This is a genomic window from Coleofasciculus chthonoplastes PCC 7420 (assembly GCF_000155555.1).
Classification (GTDB): Bacteria; Cyanobacteriota; Cyanobacteriia; order Cyanobacteriales; family Coleofasciculaceae; genus Coleofasciculus; species Coleofasciculus chthonoplastes_A.
Map to the genome: position 1 here is coordinate 21,829 of NZ_DS989867.1, position 16,120 is coordinate 37,948.

The following is a 16,120-nucleotide window of genomic DNA, read 5'->3' on the forward strand; positions in this document are numbered from 1 at the left end:
ATATATGCCGTTCGTAGGGGCGCAAAGACTTGCGCCCTTTATAAAATGTTACGAACGAACCCGATTAATAAGCTATTCAGCATTTAAACCTTAATGTCAATAATGGCAAAATCATTGCCATAGTGCGTTTAGCGAAGCCATGCCGCAGGCTTTGCATCTTGCTCGCTACCCATTCCCAATTTAAATGCATGACAGCTTATCGGTGGGTTACGGCGGATAGTTCATTAATCATTATCGCCTGAATTTAAGTCCCGCCTAACCCACCCTACGCAACTATGTGATAACAATTTTTCTTGTTTTAGCTGAGAGGCTATCTCTAACTTGGTGCAGGCAATAATACCGTAAATACACTCCCTTGACTCAGTTGCGATCGCACGCTAACTTGACCCCCCATTCCTTCTACCAAAGTCTTCACAATCGATAAGCCTAAACCTGTCCCTCCAGGCGAACGGGCGCGATTCTCATCCCCGCGATAAAATCTCTCAAAGATACGAGATTGCTGCGCTAAGGGAATACCTTGTCCGCGATCGCATACCTGAATCCTTACCTGTTCTCCTGGTTTGTCTAATTTGACGGTAACAGGTTGATCGGGGTCTGAATATTTTACCGCATTGTCAATTAAATTTAGTAACACTTGCTTGAGGCGATCGCGATCGGCTAAAACTTCAATAAGTTCCCTATTTATATCACTATCAATCACTCGATTACTATATTGTACCGCCATCTCTACAACTTCGGCAACTAAATCATTAAGCACAAATAGTTCTAAATGAAAATGCATTCTGCCATGATCAACCCGGGCTAAGTCCAATAAATCTTGTAATAGTTGAACCGTCCGGTCGGCTTCAGCGGCAGCAATTCCCAAGGCTTCCTGCTGAGGTGGCGTTAAGTTTTTACCGCGCCGTAATGTGCTTTGTAGATATCCAGAAACAATCGTCAACGGCGTTCGCAATTCATGGGACACATTACTGACAAATTGCCGCTGTTGTTCCCATGCCTCAAACAGGCGATTTAACATATTATCAAAGGTTTGCGCTAATTCTTTCATCTCACTCGGCGCTTTATCCAGATGCAGCCGCGCTTGTCCTAAATCGTCAGCGGAAATGGTTTGGGTGAGTTGACTCATCTGACATAACGGTTGCAGCGATCGCTTAATATAAAAGGAAATGACCACAATCATAACGGTAATGGAGAGCAAACTGGCAATCCCTAACGTGCGAATTAAACTCAAAAACATAGCTTGTTCGCTGGTAATATCCTTTGCCACATAAATCTTACCCAGCCGTTCACCCTGCACCTGTAAGGGAGTACCACAGGCGATCCAATAGCGTCCGTTCACCCGATATAATTTAGGGATTAGGGGTATCTGTGAGGACAATAAATGATTGGTTGGATTAAGCTGTAAGGCTGAGGATTGAGCGGTAATTGAGCCATCAGAACGACGCACCCATAACAGCGTATCTCCCGTAGTTAAGTTTTCAATCGTCTTTTGCATCCCTATTTCTAGGGGCATCATTTCACTGTACAGTTCTACCTCATGGGGGAAGCGATCGCTAAGATATTGAATATGATTTTTTTGGGCTTGAATCAGGATTTGCTGCGTGTACCAACTCGTCCAGATGGCAACAGCACTTAATCCCGTAATCGATACGGCGGCGATACCTACTGTTAATCGCAACTGTAGTGAAAAAGGGTCAAATTTGGGTAAGGCTTTACATAATAATTTGAGCAGACGGCTGGAAAATTTCATCGGAGTGTTGATCGAGCTATCATTGTTAAATACATCCCATTTTAGAGTTTAGGTTTGGCTATTTCTCTTCAAAAGGAATGCATCGGGGAAACTGGGTTTACTTTCAGTTAATCCGATGATCATTAAATCAAGATGATTTTTTCCTGATAGATAGATGAGAACAGATGAGACAGGGCGGGTTTTGGTCGAAATGTTATGGTTTTCGCTATTAATTTTTTTCCTAAACCCGCCCCTACATTAACGCTTATCTATCGATATTCTATTTATCAATTAACCTAAATTGGACAATATAACCTACCTGATTTTCCGGCGCATTGCCTTCCTAATATTAACATTGCACATCTGTAGGGGCGGGTTTAAGGATTCAATCGAGAAACCCACCTCAAACTCAACAACGAAACCCGCCCTATTCCCCACCTACAATTTATCCTCAACCCGATAACCCAACCTATCTGTTTTACACCGCGATCGCACGCTAAAGTGACAGGATGAGACCGGGCGGGTTTTGGTCGAAATGTTATGGTTTTCACTATTAATTTTTTTCCTAAATCCGCCCCTACATTAACGCTTATTTATCGATATTCTATTTATCAATTAACCTAAATTGGACAATATAACCTACCTGATTTTCCGGCGCATTGCCTTCCTAATATTAACATTGCACATCTGTAGGGACGGGTTTAAGGATTCAATCGAGAAACCCACCTCAAACTCAACAACGAAACCCGCCCTATTCCCCACCTACAATTTATCCTCAACCCGATAACCCAACCTATCTGTTTTACACCGCGATCGCACGCTAAAGTGACAGGATGAGACCGGGCGGGTTTTGGTCGAAATGTTATGGTTTTCACTATTAATTTTTTTCCTAAATCCGCCCCTACATTAACGCTTATTTATCGATATTCTATTTATCAATTAACCTAAATTGGACAATATAACCTACCTGATTTTCCGGCGCATTGCCTTCCTAATATTAACATTGCACATCTGTAGGGACGGGTTTAAGGATTCAATCGAGAAACCCACCTCAAACTCAACAACGAAACCCGCCCTATTCCCCACTACAATTTATCCTCAACCCGATAACCCAACCTATCTGTTTTACACCGCGATCGCACGCTAAAGTGACAGGATGAGACAGGGCGGGTTTTGGTCAAAATGTTATCGGTTTCACTGTTAATTTTGTTCCTCAACCCGCCCCTACATTCCATCTTATCTGTCGATCCTCGCCAAACAATCAACGCTTCAGATGTTCTTCTAACAACTGTTGGGCGCGAGGCTTGTAAATAAGATAGAACAATGACTCAATATACCGCAACAAATCCTCCCGTTTTTCTTTCGAGGTATAATTCCAAAACCCATAAATCCGCGCCAAGGATAACAGGCGGCTGGTGTGAATCTTCCAGGTATAGGTACTGTACACCCGTTCCATTCCCCGATTGGAAATCTCCAACCAATAATCAGGATTTTGTTCACATTTAGACAGAAACTCCAAAATCTTCTGGGCAGTTTCTTCCAGATTCGTAGGGTTAATTAAGAACCCATTCACTTTATCCTGAATAATCTCCAACGGACCCCCAAACTGCGTGCCAAACGTGGGCAACCCGGAAATCATCGCTTCCAAAATAGTCAAACCAAACGCTTCAAACAGCGCAGGTTGAACAAAAATTCCTCGGTGATCCGCAATCACGCGGTAGATTTCCCCCGAATCCAGCTTCGGTAAGCGCACGCCTAACCAGCGAATTTTGCCATGTAAATTGTACTCGTCGATGAGTCGGTAAAGTTTAACAATTTCATCCTTTTCCTCGTTATCCGTCGAGTCTTCCGTGCGTAATTTCCCAGCAACGAAAATCAGGTTACACTGTTCTTGTAACGCTTTACTCTTACCAAAACATTCCGTTAAACCCGTCAGATTTTTAATCCGGTCAAGACGTGCTATTGAGAAGAGAGGACGCTTTGTCGGATCATCTAACTTGCCATAAACTTGAGACGGATCATCTAAAGTAAAAAGTAACTCCTCTAACCGTTCACAATCGCGAGGCACTCGATCCTCACTACGAGTATAGGGGAAGTAAACCTGTTCATTCACTCCCGGCGGCACCACATTAAACTTAGGTGAAAATAACTCAATTCCATTCACCACATGATACAAATCTGGCATGGTGAAATTCTGGTAGGATTCATACTGACCCACACTATCCGGCTTGCCAACAATCTCCTGATACGTACTGCTGATAATAAAGTTCGCCGCATTCATGGCAATCAAATCAGCAGTAAATTGGATCGAGAAATGATATTGGTCTTCTAATTCCTGCCAGTAGAGATTACTAAATAGGTATTTAGACTTTTCCAAGGCGTGGGCGACAATACACTGGGTTACATCCATGCGGCGGGATAGGAGAAATGCCACCAAGTTACCATCTGAATAGTTGCCAACAATGAAATCAGGAACCCCTTGAAATTCTGCCCGGAGTTCTTTTTCCGCATCAATCGCATAGGTTTCCAGATAGGGCCAAATCTCAAACCGAGAAATCCAGTTCTGGGTATAGTTGGGATTAAATTCTCGGAAGGGAACCCGCAAGATCCAAGCATTATCCGTACCATGAACTTTTTCTAGGCGTTCGTTACAACGAGTGCCATCATTGTTGGGAATTAACCGGGATAAGATAATAACTTTGGGCTTGACCTTGAGCAACTCTAACCCAGCCAGTTTAATATCTTCTTGTAGCTGCTTTTCTAAACTCCGAGCCTGATCCAGGACATAAACCACTTGACCCCCGGTATCGGGACGCCCTAAAACGCCTTCTTGTCCAAACCACCCATGAATGGAAACTAAGACAATCCGGAAAATCATCGGGATACGGGACAGAAATTCTTCTAATCCCTGGTGATCCGGAGAATCAATCAGTTCATCCAGGATTTCTAGGGTTTCTCGGACGCGACTTGCTGTATTCCCCCAACCCGCTTCAAACCCCATGTCTTGCAGCTTGAAACGAAAACTTTCATAAGGTTCATCCTCGGCGCGATCGCTCACAAATCCCAGGGCTAATTTCACCTGATCAGAAAGCTGTTGTTGGCTTTTAATCCGTCCGTTAATTAGCAGTTGAGTCCCTTGTACTTCATGGAGACTGAGGAAATTAAATAGCGACTCTTGCCATTGGCGCGGATCTTGAAACAGCTTACTAGACAGAAAGCGATTCAGAAACTGAACCCCCTTGCCAATGTTTTTCGAGTCCCGAATAATTGGACTATAATCATAGAATGGCTTAAAATCCAGTTCCAGGACATCCCCTTCATTAGGACGATAATGGTTGACGAAGCGATCGCGCACATCGAGCAGTGTTTGAATCGTGATCGGCTCAACGGTTAAGTCTTCTAGAACTTGAAACGCTTCTTGTTCGGCAATCTTGGGGCGGATGATTAGATAAAGACTTTCCTGATCGAGAATAATTTCCTGGGTGTAATAAATCAGTCGTCCTAGATTCGAGGAATGATAAAAATAGTCCGGTTTCTCCTGGTCAGCGCAGTATTTACTAAAATCAGACAGAATATCGTTTCGCAGTAAATACCGGGGTCCTGACTGTTTTAATTGACTGGCAAATTGGCGTAAATCATTGCGTTCTTCACAATCGAGTACATTCTGGATTAGATTGAGCATTACAACGTCCCAAGCGCTTTCTTCAAAAAGGATAGAAGTCGAGAGGTATGACTCCGGAAAAACGCCCTACTTCAAAGCGGTAACAGAAGCGTAACCACTTTTTTTCGGGCGCAGGGTAACAGGGGTAATTGAGCAGGTCAGTTAATTAAAACCTTGCTGCATGAGTGTTTTATGCGGTTGAGCCACACAGGAAAAATCAAGCAATCTTTACAAATCGTAAAGTTGCCCGTACTTTTGCCGGATATAACGGATGAATGGAGCGATGTGCAAATCTGCACCAGTGACGCCCTTGATTAATTCAGCCGCCGTGTACTTGCAACCGTGTTGGTATATGTTTTCTCTTAACCAATTATGCAAGGTACTGAATTGTCCTTGCTCAATATTAGCTAAGATTTCCGGATGAGCGACTAAGGCGGCTTCAAAAATTTGGCTGCTCATCAAGTTGCCTAGGGTATAGCATTGGAACATCCCGCCAATTTGACTGGTATACCAGTGAACGTCTTGGAGAACGCCATCCATATCCGTTTCGGGGACAATGCCTAAATCAGACCGATAGCGTTCTCTCCAGGCTTCCGGTAAGTCCCTGACGGCTAATTTTCCTTCTAGCAAGTCCAGTTCCAAATCAAAGCGAATCATCACATGCAGGTTGTACGTCACCTCATCTGCATCCGTGCGAATGAGCGATCGCACGACTTTGTTGATGGCTCGGTAGAATGTCTCTAAGGAAATATCCTTAAGTTGATGGGGAAACGCAGCTTGTAGTTGGGGATAGAAGAATTGCCAAAAGCCGCGACTGCGCCCGACGATATTTTCCCACAGCCGAGATTGGCTTTCATGAATCCCTGCCGAAGTCCCACCCGCTAAGGGCGTTCCTTCCAAGGTTGGGCTAATCCCTTGTTCATACAACCCATGACCCATTTCATGAATACTACTAAACAGCGCCTGTCCTAAGTCATTGTCGTAGACGCGAGTAGTAATTCGCACATCCTCTGTAGAGAAGTTAATCATAAAGGGGTGATGGGTTTGATCTTGTCGTCCCCGTTGGAAGTCATACCCCAACTGCTCAATGATTTTTAAGGTAAAGGCTAACTGATCTTGAGCCGGATAATATTGATGCAAACACCGATCATCCGTCATCGGTTGGGCGGTAATCGCTTCCACAATCGGCACTAATTCGTCTCGCAACTGGGCAAACAGCGATCGCAAAAAGCCCGCTTGCATCCCATAATCGGCAAAATCAATTAACGGATCAGCAATATGATCATATCCGGGGAAAAAGTTCGCCAATTCCCGGCTCAACTCCAGGGTTTTTTCCAGATAGGGTTCAACAGCCGCAAAATTATTGTCCGGGCGTGCGGCAACCCAAGCCCCATACGTATCGGTACGATGGCGAGAAAATTTTGCCATAAACGTCGCAGGAACCCGCGCCGCCCGCTCATATTTGCGGCGGGTAACCCGCACTAAACTGGCTTCATCCGAGTCGTAGGGCAAACTGGCTTCTAGGGAGCGTAAGTCCTCTAGAAGCTCACCCATGGCTGGATCAGTAAATTTACTATGAGAAATTTGTTGCAACGTTGCTAACTGCCGTCCCCGAGCGGCTGCGCCTTTGGGCGGCATATAGGTTGCCTGATCCCAATACAACAAAGACGCGGCGGCTTCGATATCGGTAATCTCACTCAGGCGGGTTTTCAGCTCTAGGAGTTTGGTTTCTGTCTTTTCGATAGTCTGCATAGTCGGTGGGTGATGCTGTAGTATTGGCTTGGAGACATTGTTGGAAATGTTTCCCAGATTAGTAAATGTACACCTGACAATCGAAAAGGAGAATCATCCCTAACTGGCAGGGAACGAACAGCTAGGCTGAACTCTAGGCTTGTACAGTGACTCTCGTACTTAACTACGGTAACTCAACGGCAATGAATACATCATTGGGCTGACCGCTACGGCAACGGCGAATCCTGATCCGGTGGAACGTGACCAAACTATCTTTCTACCTTAGCTATTGAACAGTGAACAGTGAACAGGGAACAGTCAGAATTTGAGACTCCTTAACATTTCTTAGCACAGCGTACAGAATTTATGTAGAGACGTTGCATACAACGTCTCTACAATGGTGATCCTCACCCTTCCCTAATTTTGGTGTCCCCCCTCTGTCGCGCATCGTCGTCTAATTTCTAACCCACAATCCGCACTTCAATATGTAGCACGATAGGTTACAGGTTGGTCTCCGAGAACACTAAGCATAAATACTCACTTTACTGAGGATTGATACCTTGAGATAATTAGCCAGTTACCTGTGACTATTTAAAAGAGAGATGAACTCTATAAATGAAGAACAGGAATAATGATATCCCCATAGAGTTGCTGCAATAAAGACAAATGTCCGACAGCCGCCAGATTAGTAATAGGAGACGTATCACTAATAACAATCACAACCGTCCTGCTGCCCGTAAATTGCTTAAATCTGTTTCAAAATCCTCCACATCATAGTGAATCGGAATCTGACGAGACGCTAATTCGTGCTGAAACCGAATTCGGGGTATCCCTAACAAATGACTTGCCTTAGCCAGACTGATTTTTTTCTGCTTAAATAGCAGCAGAACAATTTCTAAGAGGAAATCAGGTTCAGATAATCCACTTGCCCTAATAATTTCATCAGAAATAACTAAACTCATCGGCTTGCTTGTCCTCCTACTTTCCAGTCATTTTAATTCAGATGTAACCCACTGTTCGGGAGTCAAAGAGTCGATTTAACCCGTTCAACCTCTGTTTGACGCCCTCTCCATACGACGGACAAGAAAGCAGCATAGCGGCTTCCAGTTCTTCCTCATCCGCCACCCTAATCATCTCACAGAGACTGGCGCTAACACTTTGATGACCCTGAGACGGTTTCCCCTCAACACCTCGCGCCGCCTCAGAATTGGGACGAAGCAATGCGATCGCACACATTACCCGCCAGACTTGAGTCCCCTGCTGTTCATTTGGACGGTGGCAACTGACTCAAATCGATTTTTTACCGACGACAAAATTGTCATCGGTGATTATAATGATTATCATTATCAAAAATGAGCGTTGCCAAAGTCCAACCTGCTATCAATCCAGCAAAGGAGACTAACCCATGCCAAATTATCGCCGTCTAGTTACCACAATCCTGGCTTTAGGAATCGTGTCTGTAGTCGGTTTTGGCAGCTTTGTGGTGGTCAATCGGATTGTGTTTATCGCTGGAGGCATTGCCCACGCCGCCTATGGGGGTGTGGGTATGGGATTTTTCTTGGGATTTAATCCAGTGCTAGGGGCAAGCGCCTTCAGTCTGATGGCGGCGTTGACAATGGGCTGGGTGCAGCGTAAAACTCAGTTGCGACAAGATACTGTCATTGGTATGTTATGGGCAATTGGTATGGCAATTGGGATAATTTTTGTTGATTTGACACCGGGCTATACGGCAAATCTAAGGAGTTATTTATTTGGTAGTATTCTCTCTGTTCCTAGACGCGATCTCTGGATTATGCTGGCGCTCAATATAATTATCGTCATTTTGGTCGCGCTGTTTTACAAAGAGTTATTGGCGATCTCCTTTGACGAAACCTTTGCCACAGTGCGGAATGTACCCGTGAATGGGCTTTACCTGATGCTGATGGGAATTATTGCGCTGACGGTGGTGATGCTGATGCAGGTGGTGGGCATAATTTTACTGATTGCCCTGCTGTCTATGCCTGCCGCGATCGCGAATCTGTATGTCAAGGACTTGAAGAAAATGATGCTACTGGCTAGCTTGCTGTGTATGATCTTTACCACAGCCGGATTGTGGCTTTCCTACGTCCTCAATTTTACCTCTGGTGCCACGATTGTGCTGTGCGCCGCGATCGCTATCAGCCAATCGCCGAATCTGGCGCTCTTTCTCAGGATCAATTCCAGGAAGTTCAACTGGCTGTGACTCAACAAGAACAAGCCCTAGAAGCCCAAAAAGCTACCATCCTGGCACAAAAACAAGAGATTGAACGACTCTCATCGGGTGTAGATGCTGCCCAAGCTAGACGAAAAGGGGCATTAGCCGCACTCAACCCCAGTGAGGCAATGGTGACAATGGCGAAGGAGAAAATTGCCCAAGAACGCGCCACTGGAAAAGCCAGCCTATCTCGATTAAACCAAGAACGAGAGCAGCTCATTCAACATCGCGGGGAACTCTCGAACCAACTCAGTCGCAACCAGGATGAACTTCAGCAAATTGAAACGGAACTTCAAAACACGATGATCCGCGCCTCAGCCTCTGGTATTATCCAGCAACTGCATCTTCGCAACGTCCAACAAGTTGTCCGTGCCGGAGATGCGATCGCGCAAATTTCCCCCAGTGCAGCACCTTTGGTGATTAAAGCCTTCGTGTCATCTCAAGATATCAGCCAAGTCGAAATGGGTCAACGGGTGCAAATGCGCGTCTCAGCCTGTCCCTATCCGGACTACGGCACTCTCCCAGGTACAGTGACTGCCATTTCTCCAGATGTGACTATGCCCACCCTAACTCCACAGGCGATCGCCAGTTCCACTCAAGCCAGTACAACTTCTGCCACTCATGCTTTTTATGAAGTCACGATTCAGCCAGGACTGTTTCAGTTGAGTGAAGGTGAACGCCCTTGTGTCATTCAATCGGGTATGGAAGGCAGAGCCGATATTATTGCCACAGAAGAAACCGTTCTCAACTTGATTCTCACCAAAGCTCGGTTACTCACGAATTTGTAATGGTGCGGTTGGTGTGATCGCGTTCTGCGGTAATCTGTCTATCGAGAGCGATAATCTGGGCGTCAATTTGAGCCAGTTGTTGTTGGGTGCGAGTAATACTAAAAATTTGCCCATAATGTTTGGCAACGGATGCCAGACAAGCTGCGCCGCAGTCTTCTATACTATGTATTCGATCAATATTGCCCAGATAGTCATAACTTAATTTTTTAATTGTCCAATGCGTAATCGGTTTCCATCTGGATCGGTCAATTCTACTTCGCGTGCCCATGGTTGATCCTCAACTTCAACGTTGAACTCGGCAGCGATTTCATCAACATCATGGACATATAAATAGACAAGCGTGTTTGACCGAGCGTCGCCTTCATGTTCCGACAGGTGGAGTGCATTGACACCACGGCGGAGAAAGAGGTACAAGGGAAATTCCGGGGCGAAACGATGCTCTCCTTCAATGACAAATTTGAGTCGAGCGTACCATTTTGCAGTTTCACGGGCATCCGCAACGCGAAAGATCGGGACGAGTTCTTCAGGCATGAGGTTTACTCTCCATTCGACTGATTCATATAAACATTTTGGTTATCCTAATTATTCAACTTGGCATTCTCCAGTAAAAATTGGAAACCCTCCTATTTTCGGGGGTTGGCTGTATGACTTCAAAATTCCATTTGCTTTACTGACTTCTATCAGTGCTGCTTTTACTGCTTTATGCTGGTTCCTTATACCAATTTTGAAGCTTGATAAAAACTAGGAACTAGCCGCCCAGAGTAAAGAGACTTCATATTGGTTAAATGTCGAATCTGCACTTACAAGTGTCATGTCTTCTAGTTGAGCTTGTGCAATCAGCATTCTGTCAAAAGGGTCACGATGATGTAAAGGTAATGCAGCTACCCGCAAAGCATGAGAAGCAGTGATCTCTAACGATCTAGCTCCTAGTTGAGTCATACGAGTAGAGACATAATCATCTATTTGCTCTGGCAGTGGCAACTTACCAATTGAAACTTTAATTCCCATCTCCCAAACACTGGCAACTGAGAACCATACTTCATTGGTTTCATCCGCGATCTGCTCAATTACGTTCTCATTTAATTTTTCTGGTTGAGCAAACCACCATAGCCAGCATTGTGTATCTAGTAAAAGTCTCACTCTGCGCCGCCCTCAAATGCCACCAAAATATCTTCTGGTAAAGGAGCATTAAAGTCATCTGGTACAGTAAACATCTCTCGATCTTGTCCCAAACTAGACCGTCGATCTAAGGATGTCCGAAATGGAACAAGTTTAGCAATTGGGATACCTCGGTTTGAAATAACGATTTCCTCTCCGAGTTCCACACGGGACAATAGCCGAGAAAGGTTTGTTTTAGCCTGATGAATGTTTACTGTTTCCATAGCCCAAAAGAACTAAGTCTACAGACTAAGTTTAATCTAGTTGCGGCAATTCTGCAAGAGCAAGTTAATTTAGAGTTGTGGGTAACTGGTAAGCAACGCGGCATAACAACGCGCTGGAGCGGACGGTTGAGAGATCTTGGTGGTGATGCCAAGGTTATCTGCCGCCGCTCAATTTTTTGAAGAATTGCAGATTCGCTATGGACGACGAGCAACCCTCACCTAAAAGCAAGAATCGCAACAAGTTTATCCGCTACTTACCTTTTTTACCGACGACAAAATTGTCATCGGTGATTATAATGATTATCATTATCAAAAATGAGCGTTGCCAAAGTCCAACCTGCTATCAATCCAGCAAAGGAGACTAACCCATGCCAAATTATCGCCGTCTAGTTACCACAATCCTGGCTTTAGGAATCGTGTCTGTAGTCGGTTTTGGCAGCTTTGTGGTGGTCAATCGGATTGTGTTTATCGCTGGAGGCATTGCCCACGCCGCCTATGGGGGTGTGGGTATGGGATTTTTCTTGGGATTTAATCCAGTGCTAGGGGCAAGCGCCTTCAGTCTGATGGCGGCGTTGACAATGGGCTGGGTGCAGCGTAAAACTCAGTTGCGACATGTTTTACAAAGAGTTATTGGCGATCTCCTTTGACGAAACCTTTGCCACAGTGCGGAATGTACCCGTGAATGGGCTTTACCTGATGCTGATGGGAATTATTGCGCTGACGGTGGTGATGCTGATGCAGGTGGTGGGCGTAATTTTACTGATTGCCCTGCTGTCTATGCCTGCCGCGATCGCGAATCTGTATGTCAAGGACTTGAAGAAAATGATGCTACTGGCTAGCTTGCTGTGTATGATCTTTACCACAGCCGGATTGTGGCTTTCCTACGTCCTCAATTTTACCTCTGGTGCCACGATTGTGCTGTGCGCCGCGATCGCGTATCTTGCCAGTTTGGGCATCAATTTTCTCCGGCGATACCGCCAAAGGCAGACCGAGTTCAAAAGGTAAGACATTAAAAGGTAAGACATTAACATTCATCTGACTGACACTTGCTCTGATGCCAGACAAGTCCTAAGTTGGCTCTGAATTTGCTGGGCATCCAAGTCGCGTCCAATGAAAACGAGTTGATTACAACGAGGAGGGTGAGAACGTTCACTTTTCATATCACATCGCTTACCACTTAATTGAAACAGATGGCGTAACTGACTCCCCTGAAACCAGAGAATGCCCTTACCCCGATAAACATTGGTGGGTAGGTTATCGATAAAGGCTTGAAATTTGGGCAGATTTAAGGCGCGATCGCTCTCAAATGACACTGCCATAAACTGATCATGTTCCAGATGGTGAGACTGATGATCATCAGCCAGATGATGCTCGGCTGGTGCTGCACGTTGATAGGTGTTAGGCTGATTAAGGTTCACATCCAAAATCAGTGGTAATGACACCTGTCCATATTGGGTTTGGAGGACTCTAGCTCCAGGTTTCAGGGAATGAATATACTCCTTGAGTTGATTGATTCGTTTTGGGGCAACCAAATCGGTTTTGTTCAATAGAATAATATCGGCAAAAATGAGTTGATTCAGTGCCGCTTCACTGTCATAGTGATTCGGCGTCAACGATTCGGCATCAACAACCGTCAATATGGAATCAATGTGAGTAACCGTTTGTAATTCTGTGGTGATAAAACTCAGCATAATTGGCAACGGATCTGCCACCCCCGTGGTTTCAACCAGGATGTAATCCACTGGATCATCACGGTGAATTAACCCATCAACCGTATCAACGAGATTTTCATTAATCGTGCAGCAAATGCAACCATTACTCAGTTGCACCATATTTTCATCAATCGATACCAAGAGTTTGGAGTCGATATCAATGTCGCCAAATTCATTAACAATAACGGCTATCTTCAAATCCTGACGATTATGCAAAATATAATTGAGCAGCGTGGTTTTGCCGCTCCCCAAAAAACCCGTGATGATGGTAACAGGTATTCCCCGCCCAGAAGCGGTGACAGAAGCGGTGACAGACGTGGGACGAACTTGTTTGACACTAGGGGTCATAAAATTCCTCCGGTTGAGTAAGTAGGTGGGGACAATTAACGCCCTAAACCAATTGTAGAGTAAGAAGTATTCTCATCAAGACGCAAGAAAAGGGCTTTCTCCTAGGATTAGGAGATCACCCCTAACGAACAGGCACGCTAATTAAACCTTGGGTTATGTCGCACCAAATCCATGAACTCCTGGCGAGTCCGGGCATCCTCAGCAAACACCCCTCGCACCGCACTGGTCACAGTCCAAGACCCTGGCTTTTGCACACCTCGCATCACCATGCACAGATGCGTCGCTTCCACAACTACGGCTACACCTTGAGGCTTGAGTAATTCCGTGAGTGCATCGGCAATCTGTGCCGTCAGACGTTCCTGTACTTGCAAGCGCCGCCCATACATTTCGCAAATCCGAGCAATTTTGGACAGTCCAATCACCTTACCATTGGGAATATAGGCAACGTGAGCGCGACCAAGAATCGGTAAAATATGATGCTCACAGGAGCTAAAAATATCGATATCCCGCACCAGCACCATTTCATTAGCATCTTCGGTAAATACTGCACCATTGAGTAATTCATCCAGGGATTGGTGATAACCCGATGTCAAAAACTTTAAGGCTTTAACCACACGCTTAGGGGTATCTTGTAATCCTTCGCGGTCTGGATTTTCTCCCAATCCCAGTAATAAAGTACGGACGGCTTGCCTCATTTCTTCGTCAGAGACAAGGGGTTTATCGGAAGTTGAAAGGGATGGCATTACACCATTTAACGCCATCGGCTTTGATTGAGATAAGGTCATAATGGAATAATTGGAGTGATGACAAAACTGAAGTGAAACGGAAATTAAATAAATAGTCAATCCGGTCTTCTCGTTCTAAAACGCGATAAACAGCATCAACCAACCCATCATTAATTGTACAGCAGATACAACCATTACTCAACTCCACCATATCTTCATCAAAAGAAACCAGAAGCTGGGAGTCAATATTGATATCTCCAAACTCATTCACTAAAACAGCGACTTTCAAATTCTGCTTATTTTCGAGAATTTGATTAACTAAGGTGGTTTTACCACTCCCCAGAAATCCAGTAATAATCGTGACTGGCATCCCTCGTTTGGGAAGGTTTACGATTTCCGATTCCGTTTGTTTTGTTGTCTGTATCATGGTTGTCTTTTAGGATGATAGTCTCGGTTGGTATAACTCCAATTAGCGGCAGATGGAATGTTTACGTTCCCTGCAACATCAAGGCGACATCTTTAGCAAAGTAGGTCAAAATCAGGTCAGCACCCGCCCGTTTTATACAGGTAAAGCTTCTGGCTAGTTGAAGGTTCGGTGGCTTGAAGGATGAAAAACTGGGAGTTTTTTTAAGTCTTTGTTGGGCGCTCGGATGAATTCCTGTTGAATGCGTAACCGATCGCAGCCAATTCTATCTAGAAAAATTCCCTGGCTCATTGCCCCTGTATAAATTTCAAGTTGAGCCTCAGAACAGGCTTCAAATAAGAGATATTGGCGAGGAAATACGACTCGCTCAAAGTACCAATTGGAAATATTGACAATCCGCACAATCTGAACTTGTCTCGTCTGATTGAAATAGCCACATAAGATTTTCGAGGGAAAATTCGGGGGCAAAGCATCAAGAATTTGAGTCATTGTTATAATTGCTTTGTTTGATCAACGTCTGGATTGAGATAGATGTTGCGTCAGAGTTTCTGACAATTTCTCGTTCAGTTCACTCACTGTTCGGGGAACAGACGTATATTCTGAACGACAAAGGTGCTTGGGTAAGGCTTGCCAGACTTGCCATACGGTTGGCAAACCGAGTTGTAAGTCTTCAATTAATTCCCGTTGCGAAAAAACCGCTTCCGCCTCACCTTCCATAACCAATTGTCCTTGATGGAGAACCAAGAACCAATCTGCCCATTGATAGGCAATATCTAAGTCATGGGTTGCCAGAACAACCGTTGTTCCTGACTCATGAATCCGATCTAATTCCTGCATAAAATTATGGGTTTGTCTCCTATCTAAATAAGCCGTCGGTTCGTCTAAAAGGAGTAATTCTGGCTTCAACGCCATCACACCCGCTAAAGCAACGCGCCGCTTTTGTCCTAAGCTGAGATAGTGTAAAGGTAGGTTGACTAATTCCTGCAAAACAAAGTCCGCGATCGCGTCATCAAGTCTCTGTTCAAATTCGGCTTTGGGTAATTGCAAGTTGGCTAAACCATAAGCGATATCCTCTATCACTGTTCCGGCGACTAATTGTTGTTCAGGATCTTGAAAGGCTAACCCAATTCGTTGTCGCCATTGATTGAGAAATTTATGGTTGTATTTTAATTCCTCGTTTTTCCAGTAGATTTTTCCTTGCTGGACTTTATGCAACCCATCTATCAACAAAAATAGGCTGGATTTGCCCGATCCGTTTTGACCAATAATCGCCGTCTTTTTGGATTGAGTAATCCTCAGGTTTAATCCCCGAAACAAAGGGGTATTTTGACCTGGATAAGTATAAACGATATCTTTGAGTTGTATCAATGTATGGGTCATGGATATG

Annotated in this window: 16 protein-coding genes and 4 pseudogenes; 4 read left to right on the plus strand and 16 right to left on the minus strand. The window is 44.8% G+C overall.

Annotated elements, in window-relative coordinates; genetic code table 11:
• Positions 1-316: 316 nt before the first annotated feature.
• A complete protein-coding gene (locus tag MC7420_RS28215) occupies positions 317-1,750 on the minus strand; it encodes a sensor histidine kinase (RefSeq protein WP_006104895.1) in 1,434 nt (477 codons plus the stop codon).
• Positions 1,751-2,678: 928 nt separating this feature from the next.
• On the opposite strand from MC7420_RS28215, the gene MC7420_RS40600 reads away from it, so the two are divergent.
• Complete coding sequence (locus tag MC7420_RS40600; RefSeq protein WP_157453364.1) at positions 2,679-2,876, plus strand: hypothetical protein; 198 nt, start codon at positions 2,679-2,681, stop codon at positions 2,874-2,876.
• Between the two features lie 114 nt (positions 2,877-2,990).
• Here the strand turns inward: MC7420_RS40600 and MC7420_RS28220 are convergent, their stop codons facing one another.
• The 5 genes and pseudogenes from MC7420_RS28220 to MC7420_RS28235 all read right to left on the minus strand — a co-directional run bounded on the left by MC7420_RS28220 (position 2,991) and on the right by MC7420_RS28235 (position 8,342).
• Complete coding sequence (locus MC7420_RS28220) at positions 2,991-5,411, minus strand: sucrose synthase (RefSeq protein ID WP_006104945.1); 2,421 nt, start codon at positions 5,409-5,411, stop codon at positions 2,991-2,993.
• 207 nt (positions 5,412-5,618) lie between these two features.
• A complete protein-coding gene (locus MC7420_RS28225) occupies positions 5,619-7,142 on the minus strand; it encodes a carboxypeptidase M32 (protein WP_006104942.1) in 1,524 nt (507 codons plus the stop codon).
• 603 nt (positions 7,143-7,745) lie between these two features.
• Positions 7,746-7,841: pseudogene (locus MC7420_RS41920) on the minus strand (DUF3368 domain-containing protein); the annotation flags it as partial.
• Positions 7,838-8,083 (minus strand): UPF0175 family protein, encoded by a 246-nt coding sequence (locus tag MC7420_RS28230; protein WP_006104906.1) that lies wholly within the window; start codon positions 8,081-8,083, stop codon positions 7,838-7,840. The pseudogene MC7420_RS41920 and the gene MC7420_RS28230, both read right to left, overlap by 4 nt.
• A gap of 37 nt (positions 8,084-8,120) precedes the next feature.
• Entirely contained in the window at positions 8,121-8,342 is a 222-nt protein-coding gene (locus tag MC7420_RS28235) for a hypothetical protein (RefSeq protein WP_157453365.1), read from the minus strand.
• A 184-nt stretch (positions 8,343-8,526) separates the two neighbouring features.
• On the opposite strand from MC7420_RS28235, the gene MC7420_RS28240 reads away from it, so the two are divergent.
• Positions 8,527-9,342, plus strand: a complete 816-nt coding sequence (locus MC7420_RS28240) for a metal ABC transporter permease (protein ID WP_006104950.1) — start codon at positions 8,527-8,529, stop codon at positions 9,340-9,342.
• A complete protein-coding gene (locus tag MC7420_RS28245; protein WP_006104956.1) occupies positions 9,339-10,142 on the plus strand; it encodes an HlyD family efflux transporter periplasmic adaptor subunit in 804 nt (267 codons plus the stop codon). Before MC7420_RS28240 ends, MC7420_RS28245 begins: the two co-directional genes overlap by 4 nt.
• On the opposite strand, the gene MC7420_RS40605 is transcribed toward MC7420_RS28245, so the two are convergent.
• The 4 genes from MC7420_RS40605 to MC7420_RS28265 form a co-directional block, all read right to left on the minus strand.
• A complete protein-coding gene (locus tag MC7420_RS40605) occupies positions 10,129-10,410 on the minus strand; it encodes a hypothetical protein (protein WP_157453366.1) in 282 nt (93 codons plus the stop codon). The two genes, MC7420_RS28245 and MC7420_RS40605, sit on opposite strands and share 14 nt — an antisense overlap.
• Entirely contained in the window at positions 10,341-10,673 is a 333-nt protein-coding gene (locus tag MC7420_RS28250; RefSeq protein ID WP_044210261.1) for a glyoxalase superfamily protein, read from the minus strand. The genes MC7420_RS40605 and MC7420_RS28250 overlap by 70 nt, the downstream gene beginning before the upstream one ends.
• 210 nt (positions 10,674-10,883) lie before the next feature.
• Entirely contained in the window at positions 10,884-11,282 is a 399-nt protein-coding gene (locus MC7420_RS28260) for a type II toxin-antitoxin system VapC family toxin (RefSeq protein ID WP_006104958.1), read from the minus strand.
• Positions 11,279-11,524: a type II toxin-antitoxin system Phd/YefM family antitoxin gene (locus MC7420_RS28265; protein WP_006104888.1), complete on the minus strand. Its 246-nt coding sequence runs from the start codon at positions 11,522-11,524 to the stop codon at positions 11,279-11,281. The genes MC7420_RS28260 and MC7420_RS28265 overlap by 4 nt, the downstream gene beginning before the upstream one ends.
• 368 nt (positions 11,525-11,892) lie before the next feature.
• Here MC7420_RS28265 and MC7420_RS43945 point away from each other — a divergent pair.
• Positions 11,893-12,529 (plus strand): annotated as a pseudogene (locus tag MC7420_RS43945) (metal ABC transporter permease).
• A 26-nt stretch (positions 12,530-12,555) separates the two neighbouring features.
• Here the strand turns inward: MC7420_RS43945 and MC7420_RS28275 are convergent.
• From MC7420_RS28275 to MC7420_RS28295, 6 genes and pseudogenes are all read right to left on the minus strand, one after another.
• Positions 12,556-13,584 (minus strand): CobW family GTP-binding protein, encoded by a 1,029-nt coding sequence (locus tag MC7420_RS28275; protein ID WP_006104847.1) that lies wholly within the window; start codon positions 13,582-13,584, stop codon positions 12,556-12,558.
• A gap of 137 nt (positions 13,585-13,721) precedes the next feature.
• Entirely contained in the window at positions 13,722-14,369 is a 648-nt protein-coding gene (folE, locus tag MC7420_RS28280) for a GTP cyclohydrolase I FolE (protein ID WP_044210267.1), read from the minus strand.
• A 49-nt stretch (positions 14,370-14,418) separates the two neighbouring features.
• Positions 14,419-14,736, minus strand: a pseudogene (locus MC7420_RS28285) (CobW family GTP-binding protein); the annotation flags it as partial.
• 61 nt (positions 14,737-14,797) lie between these two features.
• Positions 14,798-14,884 (minus strand): annotated as a pseudogene (locus MC7420_RS44180) (hypothetical protein); the annotation flags it as partial.
• A gap of 5 nt (positions 14,885-14,889) precedes the next feature.
• Positions 14,890-15,222 carry a DUF1830 domain-containing protein gene (locus tag MC7420_RS28290; protein WP_006104892.1) on the minus strand — a complete coding sequence of 111 codons (333 nt, stop codon included), beginning with the start codon at positions 15,220-15,222 and terminating at the stop codon, positions 14,890-14,892.
• Between the two features lie 21 nt (positions 15,223-15,243).
• On the minus strand, positions 15,244-16,113 hold the full coding sequence (locus MC7420_RS28295) for an energy-coupling factor ABC transporter ATP-binding protein (protein WP_044210269.1): 870 nt from the start codon (positions 16,111-16,113) through the stop codon (positions 15,244-15,246).
• Positions 16,114-16,120 lie beyond the last annotated feature (7 nt).

Excerpts from the sequence above, each read along its gene's own strand:
- MC7420_RS28215 (WP_006104895.1), bottom strand. The coding sequence starts at position 1,750 with ATGAAATTTTCCAGCCGTCTGCTCAAATTATTATGTAAAGCCTTACCC.
- MC7420_RS28220 (WP_006104945.1), bottom strand. The coding sequence starts at position 5,411 with ATGCTCAATCTAATCCAGAATGTACTCGATTGTGAAGAACGCAATGAT.
- MC7420_RS28225 (WP_006104942.1), bottom strand. The coding sequence starts at position 7,142 with ATGCAGACTATCGAAAAGACAGAAACCAAACTCCTAGAGCTGAAAACC.
- MC7420_RS28230 (WP_006104906.1), bottom strand. The coding sequence starts at position 8,083 with ATGAGTTTAGTTATTTCTGATGAAATTATTAGGGCAAGTGGATTATCT.
- MC7420_RS28240 (WP_006104950.1), top strand. The coding sequence starts at position 8,527 with ATGCCAAATTATCGCCGTCTAGTTACCACAATCCTGGCTTTAGGAATC.
- MC7420_RS40605 (WP_157453366.1), bottom strand. The coding sequence starts at position 10,410 with ATGGGCACGCGAAGTAGAATTGACCGATCCAGATGGAAACCGATTACG.
- MC7420_RS28250 (WP_044210261.1), bottom strand. The coding sequence starts at position 10,673 with ATGCCTGAAGAACTCGTCCCGATCTTTCGCGTTGCGGATGCCCGTGAA.
- MC7420_RS28265 (WP_006104888.1), bottom strand. The coding sequence starts at position 11,524 with ATGGAAACAGTAAACATTCATCAGGCTAAAACAAACCTTTCTCGGCTA.
- MC7420_RS28275 (WP_006104847.1), bottom strand. The coding sequence starts at position 13,584 with ATGACCCCTAGTGTCAAACAAGTTCGTCCCACGTCTGTCACCGCTTCT.
- folE (WP_044210267.1), bottom strand. The coding sequence starts at position 14,369 with ATGACCTTATCTCAATCAAAGCCGATGGCGTTAAATGGTGTAATGCCA.
- MC7420_RS28290 (WP_006104892.1), bottom strand. The coding sequence starts at position 15,222 with ATGACTCAAATTCTTGATGCTTTGCCCCCGAATTTTCCCTCGAAAATC.
- MC7420_RS28295 (WP_044210269.1), bottom strand. The coding sequence starts at position 16,113 with ATGACCCATACATTGATACAACTCAAAGATATCGTTTATACTTATCCA.